This window comes from Acetobacterium carbinolicum (assembly GCF_047456275.1).
GTDB classification, from domain to species: Bacteria; Bacillota; Clostridia; order Eubacteriales; family Eubacteriaceae; genus Acetobacterium; species Acetobacterium carbinolicum.
Map to the genome: position 1 here is coordinate 1630317 of NZ_CP173357.1, position 24879 is coordinate 1655195.

Annotated in this window: 21 protein-coding genes; 18 read left to right on the plus strand and 3 right to left on the minus strand. The window is 43.5% G+C overall.

The features are described 5' to 3' along the window. Positions 1–74: 74 nt before the first annotated feature. The 17 genes from ACIZ62_RS07545 (at position 75) to groL (ending at position 21220) form a co-directional block, all read left to right on the plus strand. The gene (locus tag ACIZ62_RS07545) at positions 75–3824 is read left to right on the plus strand and encodes a phosphoribosylformylglycinamidine synthase (RefSeq protein ID WP_414151627.1); all 3750 of its coding nucleotides are present in this window, start codon (positions 75–77) and stop codon (positions 3822–3824) included. A 53-nt stretch (positions 3825–3877) separates the two neighbouring features. Further along, the gene (purE, locus tag ACIZ62_RS07550) at positions 3878–4372 is read left to right on the plus strand and encodes a 5-(carboxyamino)imidazole ribonucleotide mutase (protein ID WP_111887280.1); all 495 of its coding nucleotides are present in this window, start codon (positions 3878–3880) and stop codon (positions 4370–4372) included. A gap of 50 nt (positions 4373–4422) precedes the next feature. After that, on the plus strand, positions 4423–5130 hold the full coding sequence (purC, locus tag ACIZ62_RS07555; protein ID WP_414151628.1) for a phosphoribosylaminoimidazolesuccinocarboxamide synthase: 708 nt from the start codon (positions 4423–4425) through the stop codon (positions 5128–5130). A gap of 76 nt (positions 5131–5206) precedes the next feature. Beyond that, positions 5207–6595, plus strand: coding sequence for an amidophosphoribosyltransferase (gene purF / locus ACIZ62_RS07560; RefSeq protein ID WP_111887278.1), 1389 nt, complete (start codon positions 5207–5209; stop codon positions 6593–6595). A gap of 46 nt (positions 6596–6641) precedes the next feature. Then, the gene (purM, locus tag ACIZ62_RS07565) at positions 6642–7688 is read left to right on the plus strand and encodes a phosphoribosylformylglycinamidine cyclo-ligase (RefSeq protein WP_414151629.1); all 1047 of its coding nucleotides are present in this window, start codon (positions 6642–6644) and stop codon (positions 7686–7688) included. Then, positions 7679–8335, plus strand: coding sequence for a phosphoribosylglycinamide formyltransferase (purN, locus tag ACIZ62_RS07570; protein ID WP_414151630.1), 657 nt, complete (start codon positions 7679–7681; stop codon positions 8333–8335). Before purM ends, purN begins: the two co-directional genes overlap by 10 nt. A gap of 53 nt (positions 8336–8388) precedes the next feature. Then, complete coding sequence (purH, locus tag ACIZ62_RS07575; RefSeq protein WP_414151631.1) at positions 8389–9918, plus strand: bifunctional phosphoribosylaminoimidazolecarboxamide formyltransferase/IMP cyclohydrolase; 1530 nt, start codon at positions 8389–8391, stop codon at positions 9916–9918. A gap of 269 nt (positions 9919–10187) precedes the next feature. Further along, positions 10188–11444, plus strand: a complete 1257-nt coding sequence (gene purD, locus ACIZ62_RS07580) for a phosphoribosylamine--glycine ligase (protein WP_111887274.1) — start codon at positions 10188–10190, stop codon at positions 11442–11444. 40 nt (positions 11445–11484) lie between these two features. Continuing rightward, positions 11485–12372: an EamA family transporter RarD gene (rarD, locus tag ACIZ62_RS07585; protein ID WP_322518757.1), complete on the plus strand. Its 888-nt coding sequence runs from the start codon at positions 11485–11487 to the stop codon at positions 12370–12372. 230 nt (positions 12373–12602) lie between these two features. Continuing rightward, complete coding sequence (gene proC, locus ACIZ62_RS07590; protein WP_111887272.1) at positions 12603–13418, plus strand: pyrroline-5-carboxylate reductase; 816 nt, start codon at positions 12603–12605, stop codon at positions 13416–13418. 42 nt (positions 13419–13460) lie between these two features. Continuing rightward, on the plus strand, positions 13461–16064 hold the full coding sequence (locus ACIZ62_RS07595; RefSeq protein WP_414151632.1) for a glycoside hydrolase family 3 C-terminal domain-containing protein: 2604 nt from the start codon (positions 13461–13463) through the stop codon (positions 16062–16064). Positions 16065–16184: 120 nt separating this feature from the next. After that, positions 16185–16871 (plus strand): tRNA (adenosine(37)-N6)-threonylcarbamoyltransferase complex dimerization subunit type 1 TsaB, encoded by a 687-nt coding sequence (tsaB, locus tag ACIZ62_RS07600; protein WP_414151633.1) that lies wholly within the window; start codon positions 16185–16187, stop codon positions 16869–16871. Beyond that, the gene (gene rimI, locus ACIZ62_RS07605; RefSeq protein ID WP_111887269.1) at positions 16868–17311 is read left to right on the plus strand and encodes a ribosomal protein S18-alanine N-acetyltransferase; all 444 of its coding nucleotides are present in this window, start codon (positions 16868–16870) and stop codon (positions 17309–17311) included. The genes tsaB and rimI overlap by 4 nt, the downstream gene beginning before the upstream one ends. After that, on the plus strand, positions 17304–18008 hold the full coding sequence (locus ACIZ62_RS07610) for a TIGR01906 family membrane protein (RefSeq protein ID WP_414151634.1): 705 nt from the start codon (positions 17304–17306) through the stop codon (positions 18006–18008). The genes rimI and ACIZ62_RS07610 overlap by 8 nt, the downstream gene beginning before the upstream one ends. A 17-nt stretch (positions 18009–18025) precedes the next feature. After that, positions 18026–19036 carry a tRNA (adenosine(37)-N6)-threonylcarbamoyltransferase complex transferase subunit TsaD gene (tsaD, locus tag ACIZ62_RS07615; protein WP_414151635.1) on the plus strand — a complete coding sequence of 337 codons (1011 nt, stop codon included), beginning with the start codon at positions 18026–18028 and terminating at the stop codon, positions 19034–19036. 237 nt (positions 19037–19273) lie between these two features. Then, on the plus strand, positions 19274–19558 hold the full coding sequence (gene groES, locus ACIZ62_RS07620; protein ID WP_026394612.1) for a co-chaperone GroES: 285 nt from the start codon (positions 19274–19276) through the stop codon (positions 19556–19558). 30 nt (positions 19559–19588) lie between these two features. Then, positions 19589–21220 carry a chaperonin GroEL gene (gene groL, locus ACIZ62_RS07625; RefSeq protein ID WP_111887266.1) on the plus strand — a complete coding sequence of 544 codons (1632 nt, stop codon included), beginning with the start codon at positions 19589–19591 and terminating at the stop codon, positions 21218–21220. Between the two features lie 95 nt (positions 21221–21315). On the opposite strand, the gene ACIZ62_RS07630 is transcribed toward groL, so the two are convergent. Beyond that, entirely contained in the window at positions 21316–21549 is a 234-nt protein-coding gene (locus ACIZ62_RS07630; protein WP_414151636.1) for a hypothetical protein, read from the minus strand. 56 nt (positions 21550–21605) lie between these two features. After that, positions 21606–23534, minus strand: a complete 1929-nt coding sequence (gene abc-f / locus ACIZ62_RS07635; RefSeq protein ID WP_414151637.1) for a ribosomal protection-like ABC-F family protein — start codon at positions 23532–23534, stop codon at positions 21606–21608. 148 nt (positions 23535–23682) lie between these two features. Between abc-f and ACIZ62_RS07640 the strand changes: the two genes are divergently transcribed. After that, positions 23683–24312: a redox-sensing transcriptional repressor Rex gene (locus ACIZ62_RS07640; RefSeq protein WP_322518750.1), complete on the plus strand. Its 630-nt coding sequence runs from the start codon at positions 23683–23685 to the stop codon at positions 24310–24312. Between the two features lie 148 nt (positions 24313–24460). On the opposite strand, the gene ACIZ62_RS07645 is transcribed toward ACIZ62_RS07640, so the two are convergent. Continuing rightward, a complete protein-coding gene (locus tag ACIZ62_RS07645) occupies positions 24461–24841 on the minus strand; it encodes a helix-turn-helix domain-containing protein (RefSeq protein ID WP_111887262.1) in 381 nt (126 codons plus the stop codon). Positions 24842–24879 lie beyond the last annotated feature (38 nt).

Here is a 24879-nt window from a genome sequence, read left to right on the forward strand (position 1 = left end):
ACGTTTTAAAAAATCTTGATATTATTGTTCGGAAATAGTAAAATAAGTTTATCATTAAAAAAGGTGGAAAAATTGTGATAAAACGAATTTTTGTAGAAAAAAAAGACCGGTTTGAAGTTGAAGCTAAATCGCTGACACAAACCTTTCAACGAATTTTAAAGATTTCGAAGCTTAAGTCTATGCGTATCTTATACCGATATGACGTAGAAGGCGTGACAGATGGTTTGTTCAATCAGATTATTGATACCATTTTATCCGAGCCCAATGTCGATCAGGTCTTTGAAGGAGTCCTTCAGATTAACGACGACGAGAACATTTTTGGGATTTCCTATTTACCTGGCCAATATGATCAACATGGTGATTCGGCGATTCAGTGTATTCAGATCGTGTCGGGGGAACGGGCGCTGATTAAGGTAGCTAAAATTGTTGTCCTTATAGGAGAATTGACACAAAATGAACTGAATAGCATCAAGCGCTATATGATCAATCCGGTGGATTCTCAGGAAGCCAGCCTGGAACCTTTTGCCACTTTGGTTGATGAGGTGCGAGAGCCAGCAGATATCAAGCCGTTAGATGGTTTTATTGCGCTGCAGGCAGATCAATTAGAAGCGTTTCGGGTGGACAATGGATTCGCCATGACGACCGAGGATATCTTGTTTGTGCAAAAATATTTTAATAAAGATGAAAAACGAAACCCGACCATTACGGAATTAAAGGTCATTGATACCTATTGGTCGGATCATTGTCGTCATACAACCTTTTTGACTCAAATTAAACAGGTACAGTTTCTGGGAGATGATCCCATTTCACAGGCGATGAAGCGGGCCTATGATGATTACTGTCAGGCCAGAACAGCGCTATACGGAGAAAACACTAAACGACCGATGAGCCTGATGGATCTGGCTGTGATTGGGACGAAAGCCCTAAAGAAACAGGGACGGATACCAGATTTGGATGAGTCAGAAGAAATCAACGCCTGCAGTATTAACATGGTCGTCGATCATGATGGTGTCGATGAAGAATGGCTGTTGATGTTTAAAAATGAAACGCATAATCATCCCACCGAAATTGAACCATTTGGGGGTGCTGCCACCTGTTTGGGTGGAGCCATCCGAGATCCTCTTTCAGGACGAAGCTACGTTTATCAGGCGATGCGGGTTACTGGCGCTTGGGATCCTCGGGCCGCGATTGAAGATACTCTCCCGGGCAAATTGCCGCAGCGTAAAATTTCGACTGAAGCCGCCCATGGCTACAGTTCCTACGGGAATCAAATTGGCCTGGCAACCGGTCAGGTTACTGAAGTTTACGATCCCGGTTTTCTGGCCAAGCGAATGGAAGTCGGCGCCGTGATTGCGGCAGCCCCCAAAGAAAATGTCATCCGCGAACGTCCCACTCCAGGCGATGTGGTGTTGTTAGTCGGTGGACGAACCGGTCGGGATGGCTGCGGCGGCGCTACTGGTTCATCCAAGGTTCACACGGAAGAATCCATTTTAGAAAGCGGTGCAGAGGTTCAAAAAGGGAATCCGGTCGAAGAACGAAAAATCCAGCGGTTGTTTAGAAGAAAAGAACTGGCCAATTTAATCAAGCGTTGCAACGATTTTGGTGCCGGTGGTGTATCGGTAGCAATTGGTGAACTAGCGGACAGCCTGGAAATTGATTTAGACAAGGTACCAAAAAAATATGAAGGTTTGGATGGTACCGAGCTGGCCATCTCTGAATCTCAGGAACGTATGGCCGTGGTGGTTGATCCCAAGAATGTGGACGCTTTTATCACCATGGGAAACGCTGAAAATCTTGAGATTACCCCGGTTGCCACGGTTACTGATTCCGGTCGCCTGATCATGAAATGGCGGGGCACAGAGGTTTTAAATATCTCCCGCGCATTTCTTGAAACCAATGGTGCGCCGCAATTTATTGATGTAGTGATTGAACCGCCGATGGAAATAAAAAGTGATAAAAAAACAGCGGATCAAGATCCTAAAAAAGATGAAAACTTTAATTTTATCAATAAGATCACAGAAACTTTAAAAGATCTGAATGTAGCCAGCCAGCGGGGCATGGTGGAAATGTTTGACGCGACCATTGGTGCCGGTACTGTGGTCATGCCCTATGGTGGCAAAAACGCACTCTCACCAATGGATGGTATGGTGGCTAAGATCCCGATGATTCATGGCGATACCACCACCTGCAGCATGATGACTTTTGGCTATAATCCGGCCATTGCCAAAAGCAGTCCTTTTTTAGGCGGGATGATGGGGGTTCTTGAATCTCTATCTAAACTGGTCGCCATCGGTGGGGATTACAAAAAAGCCCGCCTCAGTTTCCAGGAATATTTTGAACGATTGGGTCAAGAACCACTTAAATGGGGCCGACCTTTTGCAGCCCTTTTAGGTGCCCATCAAGTCCAGACGGCGATGGGAACACCGGCTATCGGCGGTAAGGATAGTATGTCGGGTACCTTTGGTGAACTGACCGTTCCGCCAACCCTGATTTCCTTTGCGGTGGCGACAGCCCATGTCGATACGGTGATAACCAGCGAACTCAAGTCCACCGAATCATTAATCCAATTATTCGTACTACCGGTGGATGAAAATGGGGTGCCGGAATTAACGGTGGTTAAAGCCGTTTATGATATCATCATCAAAGCCAATCAGGAAGGTAAAATCTTAAGTGCAAAAACCATTGGTTGTGGTGGCCTGGTAGAAGCGATCACAAAAATGGCTTTCGGAAATAGTGTTGGAGTTACCCTTAATGACCGGATCGATCCAGCCTTTTTGTTTAAATCCCTGTATGGCAGTATTTTAGTCGAAAGCTTTGAGATACTGGAAGGATCAACCCCGATCGGAAAAACAAATGGTGGCGGAGAAATTGTTTATGGCCGTGATGCGATCGCGATTAGTGAACTCGTTGAAGTCTGGGAAGCACCGTTGCGATCGGTGTACCCGGAAAAAGTGGAAACCACTGGAGCAGTAAAAACCTTAAGTTTTAATGCCAAACCTTTTGTTTACAGGAAAGAAAAGCAGCCAAAACCGCAGGTGTTTATTCCGGTTTTTCCGGGAACTAACTGCGAATATGATTCGGTAAAAGCCTTTGAAAACGCTGGCGCAAAACCGGTCACCACCATTTTTAAAAATCAGTCGGCTCAGGATATAACCCACTCCATTGATGAAATGGCAGCGCATATCAGAGCCTCCCAGATAATTATGATTCCTGGCGGATTTAGTGCCGGGGATCAACCCAACGGTTCTGGTAAATTTATTGCTGCGGTTTTCAGAAATCCGAAAATGATGGATGCTGTCATGGATTTACTCAATAACCGGGACGGTTTGGTTCTGGGAATCTGTAACGGCTTCCAGGCGCTAATCAAGTTAGGGCTGGTACCCACTGGTGAAATCTGTCCGATTACCGCGGAGATGCCAACCTTAACCTTTAATACGATTGGTCGTCATGTTTCGACCATCCCGATGACCCGAATCAGTTCCAATTTGTCACCATGGCTTGCCAACACCAAGGTGGGAGACATCCATCGCATGCCCATGTCTCATGGGGAAGGCCGATTCGTGGCTAATGATGCGGTGTTAAGAACCCTTATCGAAAATGGTCAGATTGCTACCCAATATGTGGATTTTGAGGGTGAAGCCACCCTTTCGGGGTGTTTTAATCCGAACGGTTCAGTTTATGCAGTCGAAGGTATTACTAGCCGGGACGGACGGGTGCTTGGAAAAATGGGTCACTCTGAACGGATCGGCAAGAATCTTTATAAAAACATACCTGGAAATATGGATCAGCAGATCTTTAAAGCGGGCGTTAATTATTTTAAATAAGTGCGGATGTTTATTAATAAGAAATAGTTTCAAACCATAAGGAGAATTTAAGAATGAGTAAACCAAAAGTCGCTGTTATTATGGGAAGTGATTCGGATTTTGACATCGTCAAAAAATGTCTGATCGCATTGGAAAAATTTGGTGTTGAATATGATGTTCAGGTTATTTCGGCCCACCGGAATCCGCACAAAATTTTCGAATACGCAACGACAGCTGAAGCCCGGGGTATTGAGTTGTTTATTGCAGCGGCCGGGAAAGCTGCGCACCTGCCAGGAGTCATCGCCGGGATCACACCACTGCCAGTCATCGGTATTCCCATTCAAACTTCTTTTCAGGGAGGACTGGATTCGCTTTTATCGATTGTCCAGATGCCATCAGGCGTACCGGTTGCGACCGTTGCGGTTAATGGTGCTGAAAATGCCGGGATTTTGGCAGCCCAGATGCTATCAATCAAGTATCCGGAGATTCGGGAGAAAATAAAGACCTTTAAAATTCAGTTAAATGATGAAGTTGTCGCTAAAAATGAAAAAGTTCAGGAGATTCTATAAAAATTTGAAACATACACCCTTGATTCAAATCAATTTTTAAGGAGATTAAGATGGAAAAGTTAGAACAATTATATGAAGGTAAGGCAAAAAAAGTATACAAAACCGATCGTCCCGATGAATTTATCATTGAGTATAAAGATGATGCTACAGCGTTCAACGGCGAAAAAAAGGGGAGTATCGGCGGTAAAGGCGTTATTAACAATAAGATGACCGGCGTTATTTTCACGATGCTCGAAGAAAAGGGCATTCCGACTCATTTTATCAAAGTTCTTTCGGAAAAGGAACAATTGGTTAAAGCAGTTACGATTTTCCCGTTGGAAGTGATTATCCGAAACACCGCCGCCGGTTCTATTTGCAAACGCCTCGGTCTGGAAGAAGGCTTGAAACTAAAGTCACCAATTTTTGAATTCTGTTATAAAAACGATGATTTTGGCGACCCCGTCATCAATGATTATCACGCGATCGCCATGGAATTAGCTACCGCCGAAGAAATTGAAGTGATCCGCGAAATGACCTTTAAAATTAACGATATTTTAAAAGCTTATTTCCTGGGAAAAGGGATTAATCTGGTGGACTTCAAAATCGAGTTTGGTAAAACCAATGATGGACAAATCGTTTTAGCAGACGAAATCTCACCGGACACCTGTCGCTTTTGGGATGTGGAAACAAATGAAAAACTGGATAAAGACCGTTTCAGACGAAACCTTGGCCATATTGAAGAAGCCTATGAAGAGATGCTTAAACGCGTTCAGGCTTAAAAACAATCACAACTCACCTAAAAAATTAAGACATCAGGAAAATTAAAATCTAATACCTGGAGGGTACAACACACCAATGATAAATGACAAGTTTCGCGATGAATGTGGAATAATGGGGGCCTATCTCAAATCCAAAGAGAATAACTGTTCTTCCTATATCTATTATGGACTTTACGCGCTTCAACATCGAGGTCAGGAAAGCGCCGGTATATCGGTTAACAAAGAAGGTAAGATCTCAACCCATAAAGAGACGGGTTTAGTCAGTGATGCTTTTAAAGGCAACGTCCTAAAACAGCTTAAAGGAAATATTGGGATTGGTCACGTCCGTTACTCCACCTCAGGAGAAGATGGGGTTATGAATGCTCAACCACTGACGGTCAACCATAGTGTCGGTCAAATTGCTTTAGCCCACAACGGCAACCTCATCAATGACAGCGCGTTGCGAAACATGCTGGAAGACTCAGGGGTTGTTTTTCAAACCACCATTGATACCGAGGTAATGGTAAATATCCTGGCTAGAGGTCTTAGACATGGGATGATTGAAGCGATTCAGCGGATGGTAGAAATTATCAAGGGCGCTTATGCCCTGGTTATTACAGTTGGCGATAAGTTGGTAGGCGTCCGTGATCCCTATGGTTTACGGCCTCTTTGCATTGGCAAAAAGGATGAAGATTATTTTTTGGCTTCGGAAAGCTGTGCCTTGGATGCCATCGGGGCAGAATTGGTTCGGGACGTTGAACCTGGTGAAATTGTAGTTATTGATGAAAATGGTTTAAACAGTTACGGACAGAATAACTGGGTGAAAAAGAAAGCCTGTATCTTTGAGTTGATTTATTTTGCCCGACCAGATTCGGTGATGGATGAAACCTCGGTTTATGCGGCTCGTCATAAAGCCGGTGAAATTCTTGCTAAAGAGGCACCGGTTGAAGCTGATGTCGTCATCGGGGTGCCGGACTCAGGGATTGGTGCCGCGATTGGTTATGCGGAAGCATCCGGTATTCCTTATGGCGTTGGTTTAATAAAGAATAAATACATCGGCCGAACCTTTATTCAGCCCAATCAGAAGCTTCGAGAAGAAGGGGTGCGCATTAAGCTAAACCCATTAAAAGAAACCATTAAGGATAAACGGGTCATTATCATTGATGACTCCATCGTTCGGGGAACAACCTCCAAACGACTGGTTGCAATTTTAAGACAAGCCGGTGCCAAAGAAGTACATTTCCGGGTTACTAGCCCGCCGGTTGCGCATACTTGTCATTTTGGGATTGATACCCCCCGGAGAAAATACCTGATTGGTGCCAAGAAAACCGTCGAAGAAATCAGAGAAATTTTAGGTGCAGATTCGCTGGCCTATATTTCTCTGGATGGTTTAAATGAGTCAGTCGGTGGAAAGACAACCTTCTGCCGCGCCTGCTTTGATGGGGAATACCCCATGGAAGTGCCAATCTTAAATGCGAATGACTAAATCGTAAAAATAATTAATGGAACGTAATAAAATAGATGGAGGAAACATGTCAGAAAATCAGATGAAAACAGATGCATATCGACAGGCCGGAGTCGACGTGGAAGCAGGTTACGAATCGGTTAAATTGATGAAGGCCGATGTCAAGCGGACCTTTAATGATCAGGTCCTTTCGCACCTGGGGGGATTTGGCGGACTTTTCGAATTACCTGAAGGGTACCAGAAACCGGTCCTGGTTTCGGGTACGGATGGAGTTGGAACCAAACTGCGCCTGGCGTTTATGATGGATCGCCATGATACCATCGGCGTTGACTGCGTCGCGATGTGTGTTAATGATATCTTATGTCAGGGTGCCCAACCGATGTTCTTTTTGGACTACATTGCCTGCGGCAAAAACTATCCAAAAAAAATCGCTACCATTGTTAAAGGGATTGCTGAAGGCTGTATCCAGGGAAATATGGCTTTAATTGGTGGTGAAACCGCGGAAATGCCGGATATGTACGGCCTCGATGAATATGACCTGGCCGGTTTTGCGGTGGGCATCGTTGAAAAAGATGATATTGTCACGGGTGCAACTATTGCTGAAGGTGATGTTCTGGTAGGCCTGCCATCCTCCGGGGTTCATAGTAACGGTTTTTCGCTGGTGCGAAAAGTTTTATTTAAAGATCTGTCCATGGATGTCAATACCTATGTCGACGATCTGGGCATGACCCTGGGCGAAGCCCTGCTGACACCGACCCGAATTTATGTTAATGCGTTAGCGGATCTGATCAAACCCTGCAAAATCAAAGGCATGAGCCATATCACTGGTGGCGGGTTCTATGAAAATATTCCCCGAATGATTCCTGACGGACTGTGCGCTAAGGTTGACCCCAGCGTGATCGAAACCCTACCGATTTTTAAATTTATCCAGGAAGCGGGAAAAATTCCCGCTGAAAGCATGTATGCCACCTTTAATATGGGAATTGGTCTGGTGGCAGTTCTGCCAGTTGATCAGGTTGAAGCCTTTGTGTCCGGTTTAACAGCCAAGGGCGAAAAGCCGGTTATTCTTGGTTCCATCGTTAAAGGAGAGGAAAAAATCAACTTATGTGTGTAAAAGCTTTAAAAAAAATCGGCGTGCTGGTTTCTGGCGGCGGGACCAATTTTCAATCCTTGATTGATACCATTCATCATAAATATGGTGTAATTGCGGTGGTGATTTCCAATAACCGCCAGGCTTTTGGTTTGGAACGGGGGGAAGCCGCTGGGATTCCGGCAGTGGCCATCAATCCCAAAGGTTATCCCAGCAATGAAGCCTTTGATGAAAAAATTGTCGAGATTTTAAGTGGCTATAACGTCGATCTGGTGGTGCTGGCCGGCTATATGAAAATCATTACCCCAGTTTTTGTGAAAGCTTATCCCAACGCCATTATCAATATTCATCCGGCCCTAATTCCATCTTTTTGCGGGGCTGGTTTTTACGGGATGCATGTTCATCAGGCCGTCTTCGATTATGGCGTCAAGGTTACCGGGGCAACGGTTCACTTTGTTAACGAAGTGGCCGACGGCGGTCCGGTGATCTTTCAGGAAACCGTTATGGTTGCGGATGATGATACCCCTGAATCGATCCAGCAGAAAGTCCTTAAAATTGAACACGAGCTTTTACCAAAGGCGGTGAAGGCTTTTTGTCTTGACCAATTGACGGTGGATGGCCGAACCGTTAAGTATTTAAAGAGTCAAAGTAATCATGAATCAAATTTTTGATTCAATCAAATAAATGTAGGGAACTTGTTAAGTAATAAATTTGGAGGAATACTATGAGAGCTTTATTAAGTGTATCGGATAAACATGGGATTGTCGAATTTGCAACAAAACTGACAGCAATGGGATGGGAAATCCTATCCACCGGGGGAACTGCCAAAACTCTGAGAGCAGCAGGTCTAACGATTACCGATGTTTCAGAGGTAACCGGCTTTCCGGAATGTCTGGACGGACGGGTCAAAACCTTACATCCTAAAATTCACGGTGGGATTTTGGGAATCCGCAACAATCCAGACCACCAGAAGCAAATGGCAGATCTTGACATTACCCCCATTGATTTGTTGGTCATTAACCTCTATCCATTTAAAAACACCATTTTAAAAGAAGGCGTCGCCTTTTCCGATGCGGTCGAAAATATTGATATTGGAGGACCGACGATGTTGCGCTCGGCGGCCAAAAACTTTAATGATGTAACGGTAGTTGTGGATCCGGAAGACTATGCTGTGGTGCTATCTGAGCTGAAAACAAACGGCAAAACAAGCGATCAAACTCGCTATAACCTGGCTCTAAAAGTGTTTGAAACAACCGCCAACTATGACACGATGATCGCCGACTATTTAAGAAAAAGGGTGAACGCGGAAGTCTTACAAGACACCATTACGATGACCTTTAATAAGGTTCAGGATCTGCGCTATGGCGAAAATCCGCACCAGAAAGCTGCTTTCTATGGTGAAGTGGTTCCCGTTAAAGGCGCCCTTACCGCAGCCAAACAACTCCAGGGTAAAGAACTTTCCTACAATAATATCAACGATACCAACGGGGCCCTGGAAATCTTAAAGGAATATGGGGACGAACCCACGATTGTCGCGGTTAAGCATGCTAATCCTTGTGGTATTGCCAGCGATGACGAAATTGCCGTGGCCTATATAAAAGCCCATGACAGTGATCCGGTTTCCATCTTTGGCGGCATTATCGCTTCTAATCGTCTGATTGACGAAGCCGCTGCCAAAGAAATGATTAAAACCTTCCTGGAAGTGATCGTCGCTCCAGGATTTACACCAGAGGCGTTGGCTGTTTTGGCAGCGAAGCCAAACCTGCGTTTATTAGAGCTTTCTGACATCACGTACAACGAACCGAGCTATGAAGTAAAAAAAGTCATCGGTGGACTGCTGGTACAGGAACGCGATACCAAGCTTTATAATGAGTTGAAAGTGGTCACGAAACTTAAGCCCAGTGAAGCTGAAATGGATGAATTACTGTTTGCCTGGAAGGCGGTTAAGAACACTAAATCCAACGCCATCAGCCTGACTAAAGATAAATGCCTGATCGCCAACGGACCGGGCCAGGTCAATCGGGTTGGTGCTCTGGAAAACGCCATCCGTCAGGCCGGCGAAAAGGTTAAAGGAGCAGTGATGGCGTCTGATGCCTTCTTCCCTTTTGACGACAGTGTCAAAGCTGCCGCTGCCGCTGGCATTATCGCCATTATTCAACCCGGTGGGGCGGGACGTGATGCGGATTCAATCAAAGCCTGTGATGAGGCAGGCATTGCGATGGTATTTACCGGCATGCGCCACTTCAAACACTAATTTTTACCACAGAATTGCTTAATCATTGTGTTGGAAATAGTTTTGTCCTTGGTCACGTATGTAAGATATGCTCCCTTCGGACATAACTATTTCCGCCTTGTGCTAAAGCAATTCTGAAGAAAAAATTTGGGTTAACATGAATTATTTTGAATTGAACAATACTCTTAGCAAAACAGGGTTTTGATTCATTTTGTAGGGGTGATCCGTGATCGCCCGTTTCCCGTTCTTCACGAAGATTTGAAAAACAAATGCGAAACAAGGAGAGACAGATGAAAGTACTAATGATTGGGTCCGGTGGCCGGGAGCATGTTCTGACATGGAAGCTTGCCCAAAGTCCCCGGGTTGACAAAATATATGCCGCCCCGGGTAACGGCGGGATGGCAGAATTGGCCGAATGTGTCGATTTATCGGTTGAAGATATTGCGGGCTGTTTAGCTTTTGCCAAAGAACACCAGATTGACCTCACCGTTGTGGGTCCTGAAGTTCCCCTGGTGATGGGGATGGTTGACGCGTTTGAAGCTGAAGGCTTAAAAGTCTTTGGTCCCAACAAGCATTGCGCCCAGTTTGAGGGTAGCAAAGCCTTTACCAAGGAGTTTTTATTCCGTCACAAAATTCCTACTGCGGCCTATAAAGAATATACCGATTTTGATGAAATCATCAAAGATTTAGGGGTTTACGGTTATCCCATGGTAATCAAGGCTGATGGCCTGGCCGCCGGCAAAGGTGTACTGATCCCTGAAAACGAAGCCGCTGCCCGAGAAGGCATGGAAATGATTATGAAAAAGCGAGAGTTCGGAGAAGCTGGCAATAAGGTGGTTATCGAAGAATTTCTAACCGGTCAGGAAGCCTCGATGCTTTGTTTTGTCGATGGTAAAACCATTGTTCCGATGGAAAGTGCTCAGGATTATAAACGGGCTTATGACAATGATGAAGGCCTGAACACCGGCGGTATGGGAACCTATTCTCCCAATGTGCTGTTTGCTGATGAAGCCTTAAATAAGCGTATCAAAGCAGAAATTCTCGATCCGATTATTGGCGGTTTTATTGCCGATGGTATGAACTTTAAAGGAATCCTGTTTATCGGACTGATGATCGAAAGCGGTGTGCCAAAGGTTCTGGAATTCAATGTCCGCTTCGGCGACCCCGAAGCCCAAAGCGTCCTGATGCGAATGGAATCTGATCTGGTCGACATCATGGAAGCCGTTATCGATGGCAAGCTGGCTGACTGTGAGATCAAATGGAGTCACAAAGAAGCCGTTTGTGTGGTGATCGCCTCCGGCGGCTACCCCGGCACTTACAAAAAAGGCCAGGTCATCACCGGTATCGATGATGTGAAAGACTGTGTCGTCTTCCACGCTGGTACCAAACTGGTCAACGGTGAACTTAAGACCAATGGCGGCCGGGTTCTCTGTGTCACCGCCTTGGGCGAAACCCGTGAAGCAGCCAGAAAAACCGTCTACGCCAACATCGGCAAAATCCACTTCGAAGGCGCCCAATATCGAACCGATATTGCCAAATTTAGCTAAAATTAAATAACTCAACTTAGAATTTATATGGAGGGCTACCATGCAAAAGAGTATTATCAGCGCCATGATGGCATATGTTTTATGGGGAATCCTCCCGATTTATTGGAAGGCACTCAAAGAAGTGTCACCGCTTTATATCCTGGCTTCGCGTATTTTCTGGTCTTTTATATTTTGTGTAATTTTTGTTACCATCATTAAAAAATGGCCAGAAATAAAAACGGTACTATTAGATAGAAAAAGGTTCATTTATTGTATCCTCAGTGGGATCATGGTGTCGCTTAACTGGTATACCTATATCTGGGCTGTGAATGCCAATTTTATCATTGATGCCAGTCTGGGCTATTATATCAACCCACTGGTAGTGGTATTATTCAGTGCCCTATTCTTTGGGGAACGTTTTAACAAATGGGAAAGTCTGTCAGTCTTACTCGCATTGGTCGGAGTTGTCTTCATTACCCTAAAAATCGGCAAATTTCCAGTGGTAGCCATCGTTTTGGCACTTACCTTTGCCTTGTATGGCGTCTTTAAGAAGAAACTTAATGCCAGCCCGATTGTCTCACTAATTCTGGAAACGGCTGTCGTGGCACCGTTTGCCTTTGTTGCGATGATTTATATTGAAAGTCAGGGACAAGGTGTGATAGCGCTTGGCAGTCCGGTGGTGACGGCATTGGCTGTTTTGGCGGGGGTTGTTACCGCGATTCCGCTACTGCTTTATGCCAAAGGGGTCCAGGACATATCTTTTTCACTACTGGGCTTTTTTCAATATATCACACCTTCCATTATGCTGTTTCTGGGGGTATTTCTTTATGGAGAAGTTTTCACGATGGTGGATCTCATTGGTTTCGGATTTATTTGGGTGGCATTGATCATCTTTACCATCTCGAAGATCTATAACGGTAGCAAAGAAATTGTCGAAGCAGATTTATAAAAACAGATAAGCGAAAATTATCTGATCAACCCATTAATTTAAGAATTAGTGGGTTTTTCTATTTTAGGTTTGCACTGGGTTGAATTAAAGTCTAAAATAGAGGGTATAAAGATTATGTAAAAATTAATCGGCAAAACGGTTTATGATCAGTCGATGTGTGTAAAAGAATGATTTGATAACGAACGGTCGATTACAAACAGTACATTAGCATAAGATGATAAGGAGTTAAAGTGAAAAATAAAATTGGTTTTATTGGTTGCGGAAATATGGCAAAGGCCATGATTGGTGGTTTGGTGAGAGGGGAATTGTTTCTACCGGAAAATATTTTATGCTTTGATCCCTCTTCTGAAGCAAGGGATCAGGTAGCCAAAGAATATCGGGTTAACATTCAAAAATCCAATGTGGCAGTAGCGGAACAAGCTGATTATCTGGTTTTAGCAGTGAAGCCTTTTTTGTATTCTAAGGTGTTGGAGGAAATTGCCGGAAGTATCAAACCATCGGTGATTATCATCTCTATTGCAGTGGGCGTTGGTTTTGAAGACATTAAGGAGTTTTTGGGCCGGGATGTAAAAGTAATCAGAACCCAGCCCAGCACCCCGGCATTCGTAGGTGAATCCGATTCCACCCTCTGTCCGGATGGGCACATGACACCAGAAGATATCCAGGATGTTATCGCGATTTTTGAAAGTTTTGGCAAGACTGAAATCATTAGCGAAAAACTGATGGATGTGGTCCCCGGGATTGCCAGCTCAGCACCAGCTTATACGATGCTGCTCATCGAGGCCATGGCTGATGGGGGAGTACTTCATGGTTTCCCCCGTGATCAGGCCTATCGGCTGTCAGCTCAGGCAGTTTATGGTGCTGCTAAACTGGTTCTTGAGTCCGGCGAGCATCCGGGAAAATTAAAAGATCAGATCTGTACGCCTGGTGGAACTACCATTGAAGCCGTTCGGGTTCTGGAGGCTAAAGGTTTTAGAGATGCCATCATTTCGGCGGTTGATGCCTGTGCTAAAAAATCTTTGGCAATGCGTAAAAAGAAAGCATAACGTTAATAAATCTAGTTAATCCATTAAGGAGATGTTGTAATTATGGATGAAGGATTAATTAAAAAAATACGAAGAAATATGAGTCTGGAAGAAATGGTCTCGCTTTGTTCGGGCCGAACTGACTGGGAAACGATGAGTTACTCAAAGTACGGCATCGAGCCAGTGTTCATGGCTGATGGCCCCCATGGTATGCGCGTAGTTGAAACGGAGGGAACCTTGGGAATACCTCAGGGAAGACCTGCTACCTGTTTTCCTCCAGCAGTTCTTACCGCCTGTTCCTGGGATGAAGGGCTACTTGAGTTTGTGGCCAGAACCATCGCCCTGGAGGCCAGAGCAATGGGTGTCGATCTGATACTAGGACCAGGAATTAATATCAAACGATCGCCTCTTTGCGGTCGGAACTTTGAGTATTTTTCGGAAGACCCGTTATTGTCTGGTCGCTTGGGAAAAAGTTTTATTATTGGAGCCAAGGAGCATGGTGTGGGAACCACGGTCAAGCATTTTCTGGCCAACAATCAGGAAACCCGGCGTATGACGGTGGATGAAAAAATTGATATTCGGGCGCTGCGGGAAATTTACTTAAAACCTTTTGAGATTGCCGTAAAAGAAGGTAAACCAATGGCGGTGATGTGTTCCTATAATAGTATCAATGGCAAGTTTGTCTCTCAGAGTAATTATTTTCTGACCCAACTGCTCAGGAAGGAGTGGGGGTTTGAAGGGATCGTCATGTCCGATTGGGGCGCTGTCTATGACCGGGTCAGAGGCGTGTTCGCCGGACTGGATCTGGAAATGCCTGGTAATGGTGGCGTCAATAACCAAAAAATATTTAATCGGGTTAAAGAAGGCAAGCTTAAGATTACGGTTTTAAATGAAATGGTGGAACGGTTGATTCGGTTTTCGTTTTTGGCTCAGGAAAATCGCAGGAACTATGCCACACCGACAGAAATTGAACCTCAAGGCCACCATAAAATTGCCCAGTTAGCGGCAGTTGAGAGCATCGTGTTACTAAAGAACGAGGATCACATTCTGCCGATTGACGGGACTAAGATAAAGAAACTGGCGATTATCGGTAGTATGGCATTTGATCCTCGGTATCAAGGTAGTGGCAGTTCGAAAATCAATCCTTATCATATCGATTCGCCTTACGAACACCTTAAAAAACTGGTAAAAGATGAAATTCAATTATTTCCTCATCAGGGTTATATCCATGATGAGGTGGCAGAACAAAAGCATCTGGCCGCGCAGGCGGTGGAGGTGGCAAAAAATTCGGAAATGGCCCTGTTATTTGTTGGCTTGCCGGATCACGATGAGTCAGAAGGTTATGACCGTACTCACTTGAAGCTGCCTCAAAAACAGCTTGATCTGATTGGTGCGATCTGCAAGGTTCAGCCTAAAACAGTAGTAATTGTTCAAAATGGTGGCATTGTGGATATGAGTTGGGAACACCAACCCAAGGCCATCATTGAGATGTTTTTAGGCGGTCAGGGTGGCGGTGATGCGATTGCTAAACTCTTAGTTGGAGAAAATAATTTTTGTGGCAAACTAGCAGAAACCATTCCCATGCGTTTGGAGGATACCCCGGCTTACATTAATTTTCCCGGTATCCACGATGAGGTGGTGTACGGTGAGAGTATTTTTGTGGGGTACCGCTATTACGACTTTACGAAAAAGAAGGTTCGTTTTCCCTTTGGATTTGGGCTTAGCTATAGCCATTTTGACTATCAACTGATCGAAGAATCCGAGCTGACAATCGATGCCGAAAAAACGGTCATGGTTAAATGTCAGGTCACCAATACCGGCGTGATGAACGGCAAAGAGATCATACAACTTTATACTGGAAAATCCGATACGGCCATCCTTCGTCCAATTCGGGAACTCCGTGGATTTAAGAAAGTCTTTATCCCCGGAGGGCGTTCGGCTGAGATAAGCTTTGAGCTGGGACTCAGTGACTTTACTTACTACAATCCCACCACCAAATCCTGGGAACATGAGTCAGGCAGTCACCAGATCTATATCGGGTCATCCAGTCGGGACTTACCAATTGTTTATTCGGTTCAGATTACCAAAGATCTGATCCATCCCATTAACCCGTTATCCTATCTCAGTGATTTCGAAAAAACGGATCGGGGACAAACCATTCTAAAACTATTGCTGTCTGGTTTTGAAGAGATTATGGGAAATGACCATAATAGAGAAGATGATTTTTTTATGACCATGTTAGCCAACACCCCGTTGCGTAAGTTAGTCGAGTTTTCTAATGGGATATTTACTGAGGAGTGTATTGATAAGATTATTGAACTGGTCAATTCAGATCAGCCCTTGGTGGGGATTACCTTTGAAAAATTGGTTAATTGCACTGAAAAGAAAAAGGGCTTTTTCAAAAGTCTGTTTGGCGGCCATGATGAAGAGTACCTCGGCATCCACTCTAAAGTACGGGAGCTGGTCGACGATGACGATGTCATGAAGATTTTAAGAAATTATTTTGGCGATGAAACTTTTGAAAGTGACTATCTGCAGATGGCCATCAAAATGGGGATCTGTTTTGATAAGGCTCAGAAATTACTTCCCGACGAGTTTTTCTCCGACGAAAAACTAAAACAAATTGATAAAGAGTTGACTGCACTCGCAAAGCTTAAAAAGAAATAAAGAAATTTAATGAGAAAGCGTACCGATCACTAATAAGTGATGATCGGTACCTTCTCTTTGTAAAATAGAAGGATTTTCAAAAGTTTAATGATAATATAATTTGAGAAGGAAAGATAAAAAATGAATACACTCACCATTGATACATCGACCATTGTGGCATCGGTTGCCATATTAAATGAAGAAAAATTAGTTGGCGAAATGATTATTAATCATCAAAAAAAACACTCGGAGAAACTGATGATTGCCATTGATCATTTGCTCAGTGATGGGGGGCTTTCCATAGCGGATATTGATGTTTTCGGCATTGTTTCCGGTCCGGGTTCTTTTACCGGGCTGCGTATTGGCATGGCTACTGTTAAGGGATTTGCCCAGGCCCTCAATAAACCGGTGGTCGGGGTGTCCACCCTGGAAGCCCTGGCGATGAATATTCCCTTTGCCAAGGGTCTGATTTGTCCGCTCCTGGATGCCCAGAGAAACCAGACCTATACCGGGGTTTTCCATTTTGAGGACGACCAGCTGGTTCGGGATATGGCCGATGCAGTGATTGAAATTGATGATCTCATTGCTTTTTTAAAAGCGAGAAATGAGACCATCTATTTTTTGGGTGATGGCTTACCGCGGTTTTCACAAATCCTGCAAGAAGCCCTTCCAACCGCCCGGCTGGTACCTAATTATCTCAACATGAATCGGGCGTCATCAGCGGGTGCCCTGGTCTTGGAGCGAGCATTAAAAGGCGAAACCAGCCATTATCTGGAAGTGGAACCCTTTTACATCCGGCCTTCCTACGCCGAAGAGCATAAAAAATGATGGTCCGCTATCGTTTAATGAGGTCCCAGGATGTCCCTGGGGTTTTTAAGGTGGATCAGGCTTGTTTTTTACATAATTGGACCCAGGATTCCTATCATGCCGAAATAAAAAACTGTCTCTCGAATTATATTGTGGCCGAAGCGGACGGCGAAATTATAGGGTTTGGCGGTTTTTGGCAGGTAATTGACGAAGCGCACATAACTAATATTGCGGTGCTTGAAGCTTATCGACAGATCGGGGTTGGGCAAAGCATTATGAATGCGATGCTTGCTCTGGCACAAGAGAAAGGCTGTGTGGGAATGACCCTGGAAGTAAGAGGGGATAATCAGCCGGCCCTTAATTTTTATTTAAAAAATAAGTTTACCCGGGAGGGTCGACGTAAAGATTACTATGGCCTGGGAATGGACGCAATCATCATGTGGAGGTATGGACTTGAATAAAAGCATTAAAATATTTTCGGTGTTGCTGGGAATTTTGTTTCCAGTAATAATTTTTATCAGCGGCATTGAAGTGGCAGTCTTTGACAAAGCGTTTTATATGGACCAGATGGAAAAGAATCAGGTCACTAAAAACACTGGTGTTTATCCCCCGGATATGGAGTTGGTGGTCACTGAAATGATCAGCTACTTAAAGGGAAACCGGCAGGATTTTGACATCAAAGCCCGTTTGGCTCCGGAAAATGCCAAAAACGTAGTGGATTATGTGTCTGTTTTCAACGAGAAAGAAATCACCCATATGGATGATGTCAGAGATCTGCTGTTATTCTTTCTTGGCCTTCGAAACGCGGCGATGAGTCTGGCACTGATAGCCTTTGTGATTCTTTTAAAATACAACAAGAAGGCCATACTCAAGGCTTTATTTTATGGATCGACCATTTTTATGGTGATCTTTCTGATTATTGGCGCATGCTTTATTTTTAATTTTAGCGACACGTTCATTCTTTTCCATCAGTTGTTTTTTTCGAACGACTTATGGATTATGGATCCATCAACTGACCGACTCATCTGGATTGTACCCGAGCCTTTTTTCTTTACCATGATCGGTCGAATGGTCGCCTACATCCTGGTACCTCTGGGGCTGACGACCCTCACAACGGGGCTGGCGTTATTTAAACAAACACGAACAAATAAATTGTAAATTTAATCGAGGTAAACATGAAAATTCTTAGCATTGAGACATCCTGTGACGAAACATCTGTGGCCATTGTAGAAGATGGTCGAAAAATACTGACCAATCGGATTTATTCCCAAATTGATATTCATCAAAAATATGGGGGCGTAGTGCCGGAGATTGCTTCTCGCAATCACGTGACCAAACTGCCTTATATCATCGATGAAGCTCTGGAAGAAAGCCGGCTGACCCTGGCTGAGATGGATGCCATTGCCGTGACCAACGGTCCAGGTTTGGTGGGGGCACTGCTAATTGGTCTCTCAACGGCAAAAGCGATGGCTTACAGTCTGGGAAAACCGCTGATTGGCGTACACCATATCGAAGGTCACATTGCGGCTAATTTTCTGCAGTATCCAGAGCTTACACCGCCCTTTCTGACATTGGTAGTATCTGGTGGTCACAGTCATCTGGTATTAGTGGAAGATTACCAGACCTTTAAGGTTTTGGGACGAACCATTGATGATGCCGCCGGGGAAGCCTTTGATAAAATTTCCCGAGTTTTGGGGCTGGGATATCCTGGCGGTCCGGCCATTGATGCGGCGGCAAAAAATGGCAACCCCGACGCGATCCCTTTTCCGCGGGTGATGCTCGATAAAACCCAGTATGATTTTAGCTTTAGTGGCTTAAAATCAGCGGTGCTTAATTATCTCAATGGCAAAAAAATGAAAACCGAAGCGATCAATCCCAATGATGTGGCGGCTTCTTTCCAGACGGCTGTTATCGAGGTGTTAGTGAGCAAAACCATCGCCTGCGCCAAAAGCATTGGCATGAAGACCATCTGTATGGCCGGAGGGGTATCCTGCAATTCGCTATTGCGTGAAATGATGGGGCAGGCAGTAGCAGCAGCAGGCATGACCCTGTTCTATCCTGATCCCATTCTCTGCACCGATAATGCCGCCATGATCGGTTCGATGGCTTATTATAATTATATCAATGGGGAAGAAAGTGACCTGAGTCTTAATGGCATTCCAGGTTTGAAAATTGGTACCCGGTAATGAAACGAGTCAGGGAAGAATGCTTAAGTTAAAAGGGTAAACGCATTTATATAAAGAGAACTGTATCCTCTTTAAAAATTAAAACAATCTTAAAAAAAATTAAGATCAACAAAAAGGGAAAAAACACTTGCAATCAATCTGCAAATCATTTAAAATACTATTAGCACTCAGGATGAATGAGTGCTAATAAAAGAAAAAAAGGTACAAGGTACCCAATATAATCAAATGGAGGAAAAAATGAGTTTAAGACCTTTAGGTGACAAAGTAGTTATTAAAGTTAAAGCTGAAGAAGTAAAAACTTTAGGTGGAATTGTTTTACCAGGATCTGCCCAGGAAAAACCACAGCAGGGTAAGGTAGTTGCAGTTGGAACTGGAGAAATTATTGATGGTAAAAAAGTGCCATTGGATGTTAAGGTAGATGATGAAGTTATCTATTCCAAATACTCCGGTAATGAAGTGAAAATTGGCGATGAAGAGTTTTTAATCATCCGTCAAGCTGATATTTTAGCAATCGTAGAATAATAAAATTTAGAAAAACAGGAGGAAAATAATATGGCTAAAGAAATAAAGTTTCGTGAAGATGCCAGAGAATCACTGATCGCTGGTGTAGACAAATTAGCAAACACCGTTAAGGTAACATTAGGACCAAAAGGAAGAAATGTTATTTTAGCAAAATCATATGGTTCACCAACCATCACCAATGATGGGGTAACCATTGCCAAAGAAATTGAACTGGAAGATGCCTTTGAAAACATGGGTGCTCAGCTGGTTAAAGAAGTCGCTACCAAAACGAATGACGTTGCTGGTGATGGAACAACCACAGCCACCTTATTGGCTCAGGCAATTGTCCGAGAAGGTAACCGTAATGTTGTTGCCGGTGCAAATCCAATGGTCCTCAAAAAAGGAATTGAAAAAGCAGTTGTGGCTGTTGTTGAAGAATTAAAAGCAAACAGCAAAAAAATCGAAAGCAAAGAAGCAATCGCTCAGGTTGCATCCATTTCGGCAGCTGATGCTGAAATTGGTAAACTGATTTCCGAAGCCATGGATAAAGTTGGTGATGACGGTGTTATCACAGTTGAAGAAGGCAAAGGCATGGGTACTGAACTGGAATTTACCGAAGGGATGCAATTTGACCGTGGTTACTTATCAGCCTACATGGCAACGGATACCGAAAAAATGGTTGCCATCCTTGATAATCCATATATCTTAATCACAGATAAAAAAATTACAAATATTCAAGAAATTTTACCGATTCTGGAACAAATCGTTCAATCTGGCAGCAAACTGTTAATTATTGCGGAAGATGTCGAAGGCGAAGCATTAGCAACATTGGTTGTTAATAAATTACGAGGAACCTTTAACTGTGTCGCTGTAAAAGCACCCGGCTTTGGCGACCGACGTAAAGCAATGTTGGCTGATATTGCGGCATTAACGGGTGGCGAAGTTATTTCGGATGAACTAGGTCTGGAACTTAAAACTACCACCATCGAACAATTAGGTCGTGCCCGTCAGGTTAAAGTTGATAAAGAAGATACTATTATTGTTGAAGGTAGCGGAAACAAAGACGCGGTTGCCGAACGAATTCGTCAGATCAAAGCGCAGATTCCAGAAACTTCTTCAGAATATGATAAAGAGAAATTACAGGAACGTTTGGCTAAATTATCTGGTGGCGTAGCGGTTATTCAGGTTGGTGCAGCCACCGAAACTGAACTTAAAGAAATCAAATATCGAATTGAAGACGCCTTGAATGCGACTCGAGCAGCGGTTGAAGAAGGCGTTGTATCTGGTGGTGGTACTGCTTATATCAATGCGATTCCAAAAGTTGATGCTTTAATTGAAACCCTCGAAGGCGACGAAAAAACTGGCGCTTACATTATCCGTCGGGCCATCGAAGAACCAATGCGTCAAATTGCTGATAATGCTGGTCTTGAAGGCTCTGTTATTGTTTCGCAAATGGCTGGTAAAAAAGTTGGCGTTGGTTATGACGCTGCTAAAGGTGAGTTTGTTGATATGTTCCAGGCTGGAATCATTGACCCAACCAAGGTAACCCGTTCTGCGATTCAAAACGCAGCCAGTGTTTCGGCAATGTTCTTAACGACTGAAGTAGCAGTTGCCGATCTTCCTAGCGAAGATGCCGGTATGGGCGGAATGCCAGGCGGTATGGGCGGAATGCCAATGATGTAAGCCTTAAGGCTACATCATTACGATTAATCGATTTAAATAAAATAAAAGGCAGTCTCATTCGAGGCTGCCTTTTATTTTTAAGGATTTAGAACCGTTTAGTCAACTTCGTAGGGGATACCAGCAAAAAGTACTTCCATTTCTGGTTGTTCCAATTCAGCCAGTTTGACAATCAGACCGTTAAGCAGGGTGATCATTGCTTGGGCATCCGGGGATTCGTCATCAGTTGGTTTAGCGGCGTACAGGGCAATCAGCATAGTATTTCTGGTGGTGCCTTTCACATCTTTAAACAGGGTATTTAAGACTCTTTTTTCATTCGTTGTTAGTTTCATTGTTTCCTCCAAAATTTTTTAAAGTATTTTACAAAATCACAGTTGTGCATTAAAGTTTACTCGTTTTCCAGAGCCATCAGGGCGATCTCCCAGGAATCAGTCAGTTCAGACAGCTGTTGCTTATGCGCTTCATAGGTGAGATTGATTTCTGCTGCCAGGGTGAGGTTATCGTAGAAATCCGGGGCACACATCGCGGCTTCAATGGACTCGATTTTTTGTTCCGTTGTTAGAATGTCTTCTTCGATTTCTTTAACTTTTTTCTTTAAGAGCCGCATTCTGGCTTCTTCTTCTTTTTGTTTCTTGCGATCCGTTTTCTGTTGTGTTTTAGTTGGAACGGTTTTGTTTTCAGCCGCAAGAACCGCTTCCCGTTCGGAAGCATCGGTCTTATGTTTTACATAGTCGTCATAGTTACCCAGATGGATTTCCATACCATCGGCAGAAAATTGGTAGATCTGTGTTGAGATCCGGTTAAGAAAATATCGATCATGCGAGATAAATAGTAGGGTTCCTTCATATTGGCTCAAGGCACTTTCAAGAATTTCCTTGGTATCCATGTCGATATGATTGGTGGGCTCATCCATCAGCAGGAAGTTCGATTGGGAGATCATCAGACGGGCCAGTAGCAATCGTGCCTTTTCACCGCCGGATAGGGTGTTGATTGGTTTGAAGACCTCGTCACCCACAAATAAAAAGGCTGCCAGGATATTTCGCAGTTCGCCTTCAGTCAATTTTGAATCAACATCCCACAGCGCTTCTAAAAGATTTTCGTTGTAGAATTTTTTTAGATCCTGATGCTCCTGATCGAAATAGCCGATATGAACTTTTTGACCCCGGCGAATTTCACCAGCATCAGCGGCCAGTTTTTCTTGCAAGATGCGAAAGAGGGTCGTTTTACCAGCGCCATTGGGTCCGATAATACCGATTTTGTCGCCGCGATGAATTTCGAAATTCATATTTTGAAAAAGCAGACGATTATCAAAGGATTTTTTAAGCCCGGTTACCGCTAAAATATCATTGCCACTTTTAACCCGGGGAATAAAGCTAAAATGGCTGTTATGAGTAGTTTCGACTTTATCGAGTAGCTCAATTTTGTTTAAGGCTTTTTCCCGGCTGGAAGCCCGTTTAGAGCTTTTAATGGAGTTATAGGCCCGAAACCGATCAATGACTTCCTGCTGGTGTTTGATTTCTTTCATTTGTTGCTGATATTGGTGGTTTTGTTCCATCAGATCCTGACGTTTTTTAACGGCGTATTGGGTGTAATTGCCATGATATTCCTTAACATTTTTCTGCGTCACTTCGATAATGGAGGTACATACCTTGTCAATGAAATAGCGGTCATGGGACACGATGATAAAGGTTCCGGGGTAATTCTTCAGGTATTGTTCCAGCCATTGCAGCGCATCGATGTCTAAGTAGTTGGTCGGTTCGTCGAGTAAGAGCAGTTGCGGTTCCTGAAGCAGAATCTGACCCAGAGTAGCCCGCGTTTTTTCACCGCCGCTGAGCATTGAGAAGGCTTTGTTCTGGTCTTCTGCCTTAAAGCCCAGGCCATTGATAACCCCGCGAATGCGACTGGGGTATTCGTAGCCATGATTTTTGGCAAAGCTTTCCTGAAGCTCCCCAAACTCCAGCATCAGTTTTTCCTGATCCTCACCAGAAGCGCGCGTAATGGCATCACCGATCTGTTTGATTCGCTTTTCCATCTCGATCAGCGGTTTAAAAACATCGGTAAGCATCTCAAGCAGCGTGGTATTTTCGGCGACATTGGATTCCTGGGATAAATAGCTGATCGATAGTCCGTTTTTTATACTGATTCGCCCGGTGTCAGGAATCAATTCTCCGGTAATCAGTTTTAAGAGGGTTGATTTCCCGGTGCCATTTCGGCCGACCAGACCGATTTGCTTTTTTTCGTTAATGGAAAGATTGAGTTTATTAAAAATTTCATGGATGCCATAACTAAAATGCAAATTTTCTATATTGATTAACATTATTTCACCTGTTTTCGTTTTAGTTCAGTTATTTTAGGTTCACTTTTACTATTCTATCAAAAAAATCCACAAATTAAAATGAATAATTTGACGTAATTGATACATATTGATATAATTAATCATTATCCGAAAGAAAGGAGAAGTTATCATGCATCGCTTCTCAAAAAAAGTTTCTATGACCGTTGTTAAACGGTTGCCAAAGTATTACCAATATTTAAGTGATTTACAGCTCAATGATATTGAAAAAATATCATCCCGAGAACTAGCAAGTTTAATGGGACTGACAGCTTCTCAAATCAGGCAGGATTTAAATTCCTTCGGAGGTTATGGTCAGCAAGGTTATGGCTATAACGTGGGAGAATTAAAGGAAGCGATCAAGGAGATTCTTGGTCTTGATAGTGAATATAACTGCATTATTATCGGTGCTGGAAATATGGGTCATGCCATAGCCAATTATGAACGCTTCAGGCGGGAAGGTGTCATCCTAAAGGGCGTCTTTGATGTTGATCCACTCATGGTTGGGACTGTCGTTGGTAGTGTTGTTGTAAAACATATGGAAGAACTTGATGCTTTTGTAAAGTCCAATGAAATCGATATTGCTATTTTGTGCGTACCCCGGGAGGTGGGCCAGAAGGTGGCGACTCAGGTAACCGAATTAGGGGTGAAAGGGATTCTTAATTTTAGTCCATTGGATTTGGATGTCCCCAGTGATGTTGTTGTCGAAAATGTAAATATTACAGATAGTTTGTTTACCTTAACCTATCTGCTGGGCGAGTAAAGACGAGCTAAGAATAGTAAGAGTTTGATTGACAATCAGACTCTTTATATTTTTGCGTGAAATAAAAAAATAACTAAAAAAGAAACACGGAATCCGTGTTTCTTTTATTTATAACAAGCTATGTAAACATAATTTTCATCGTTTTTAATTACTTCCCGCTGGAACTCTTAAAATTAATAAAATCAAGAACTTCCTGCTTGTAGCTTTCAGGGAAAGAGAAGTAAGAAGAAAAAGAATCGACTTCTTCGTTGGAAAACACGTAAGATTTTAAAAATTCTTCACAGGTCATCGGTTTGGGATTGCTTGGTAAAAGTTTTGGCTGGTCGGTTCTGCATAATAAATAGTCAACAGAAACTTCAAAAAAATCAGCGATCTTAATCAGTAATTGGTTTTCCGGTAAATTCTTATCTTTTTCATATTTAGAGATAGAGCTTTTGTTAAGATAGAAAAGATTGGCAAAATTTTCCTGAGTAAGTCGTTTAGAAATTCGCAACGCCTTTAATCGAGTACCAAAAGTATTATTTTCCATTATTTTCACCTTCTTTCAGCTTAGAATTGTTGGCATAA

What these genes read in the sequence shown, in the direction of transcription:
- ACIZ62_RS07595 (WP_414151632.1), top strand. Translation starts at nt 13,461, where the DNA reads ATGGATGAAGGATTAATTAAAAAAATACGAAGAAATATGAGTCTGGAA.
- purD (WP_111887274.1), top strand. Translation starts at nt 10,188, where the DNA reads ATGAAAGTACTAATGATTGGGTCCGGTGGCCGGGAGCATGTTCTGACA.
- purF (WP_111887278.1), top strand. Translation starts at nt 5,207, where the DNA reads ATGATAAATGACAAGTTTCGCGATGAATGTGGAATAATGGGGGCCTAT.
- ACIZ62_RS07640 (WP_322518750.1), top strand. Translation starts at nt 23,683, where the DNA reads ATGCATCGCTTCTCAAAAAAAGTTTCTATGACCGTTGTTAAACGGTTG.
- rarD (WP_322518757.1), top strand. Translation starts at nt 11,485, where the DNA reads ATGCAAAAGAGTATTATCAGCGCCATGATGGCATATGTTTTATGGGGA.
- purN (WP_414151630.1), top strand. Translation starts at nt 7,679, where the DNA reads ATGTGTGTAAAAGCTTTAAAAAAAATCGGCGTGCTGGTTTCTGGCGGC.
- ACIZ62_RS07645 (WP_111887262.1), bottom strand. Translation starts at nt 24,841, where the DNA reads ATGGAAAATAATACTTTTGGTACTCGATTAAAGGCGTTGCGAATTTCT.
- groES (WP_026394612.1), top strand. Translation starts at nt 19,274, where the DNA reads ATGAGTTTAAGACCTTTAGGTGACAAAGTAGTTATTAAAGTTAAAGCT.
- purH (WP_414151631.1), top strand. Translation starts at nt 8,389, where the DNA reads ATGAGAGCTTTATTAAGTGTATCGGATAAACATGGGATTGTCGAATTT.
- tsaB (WP_414151633.1), top strand. Translation starts at nt 16,185, where the DNA reads ATGAATACACTCACCATTGATACATCGACCATTGTGGCATCGGTTGCC.
- ACIZ62_RS07630 (WP_414151636.1), bottom strand. Translation starts at nt 21,549, where the DNA reads ATGAAACTAACAACGAATGAAAAAAGAGTCTTAAATACCCTGTTTAAA.
- abc-f (WP_414151637.1), bottom strand. Translation starts at nt 23,534, where the DNA reads ATGTTAATCAATATAGAAAATTTGCATTTTAGTTATGGCATCCATGAA.
- purC (WP_414151628.1), top strand. Translation starts at nt 4,423, where the DNA reads ATGGAAAAGTTAGAACAATTATATGAAGGTAAGGCAAAAAAAGTATAC.
- groL (WP_111887266.1), top strand. Translation starts at nt 19,589, where the DNA reads ATGGCTAAAGAAATAAAGTTTCGTGAAGATGCCAGAGAATCACTGATC.
- purE (WP_111887280.1), top strand. Translation starts at nt 3,878, where the DNA reads ATGAGTAAACCAAAAGTCGCTGTTATTATGGGAAGTGATTCGGATTTT.
- rimI (WP_111887269.1), top strand. Translation starts at nt 16,868, where the DNA reads ATGATGGTCCGCTATCGTTTAATGAGGTCCCAGGATGTCCCTGGGGTT.
- tsaD (WP_414151635.1), top strand. Translation starts at nt 18,026, where the DNA reads ATGAAAATTCTTAGCATTGAGACATCCTGTGACGAAACATCTGTGGCC.
- purM (WP_414151629.1), top strand. Translation starts at nt 6,642, where the DNA reads ATGTCAGAAAATCAGATGAAAACAGATGCATATCGACAGGCCGGAGTC.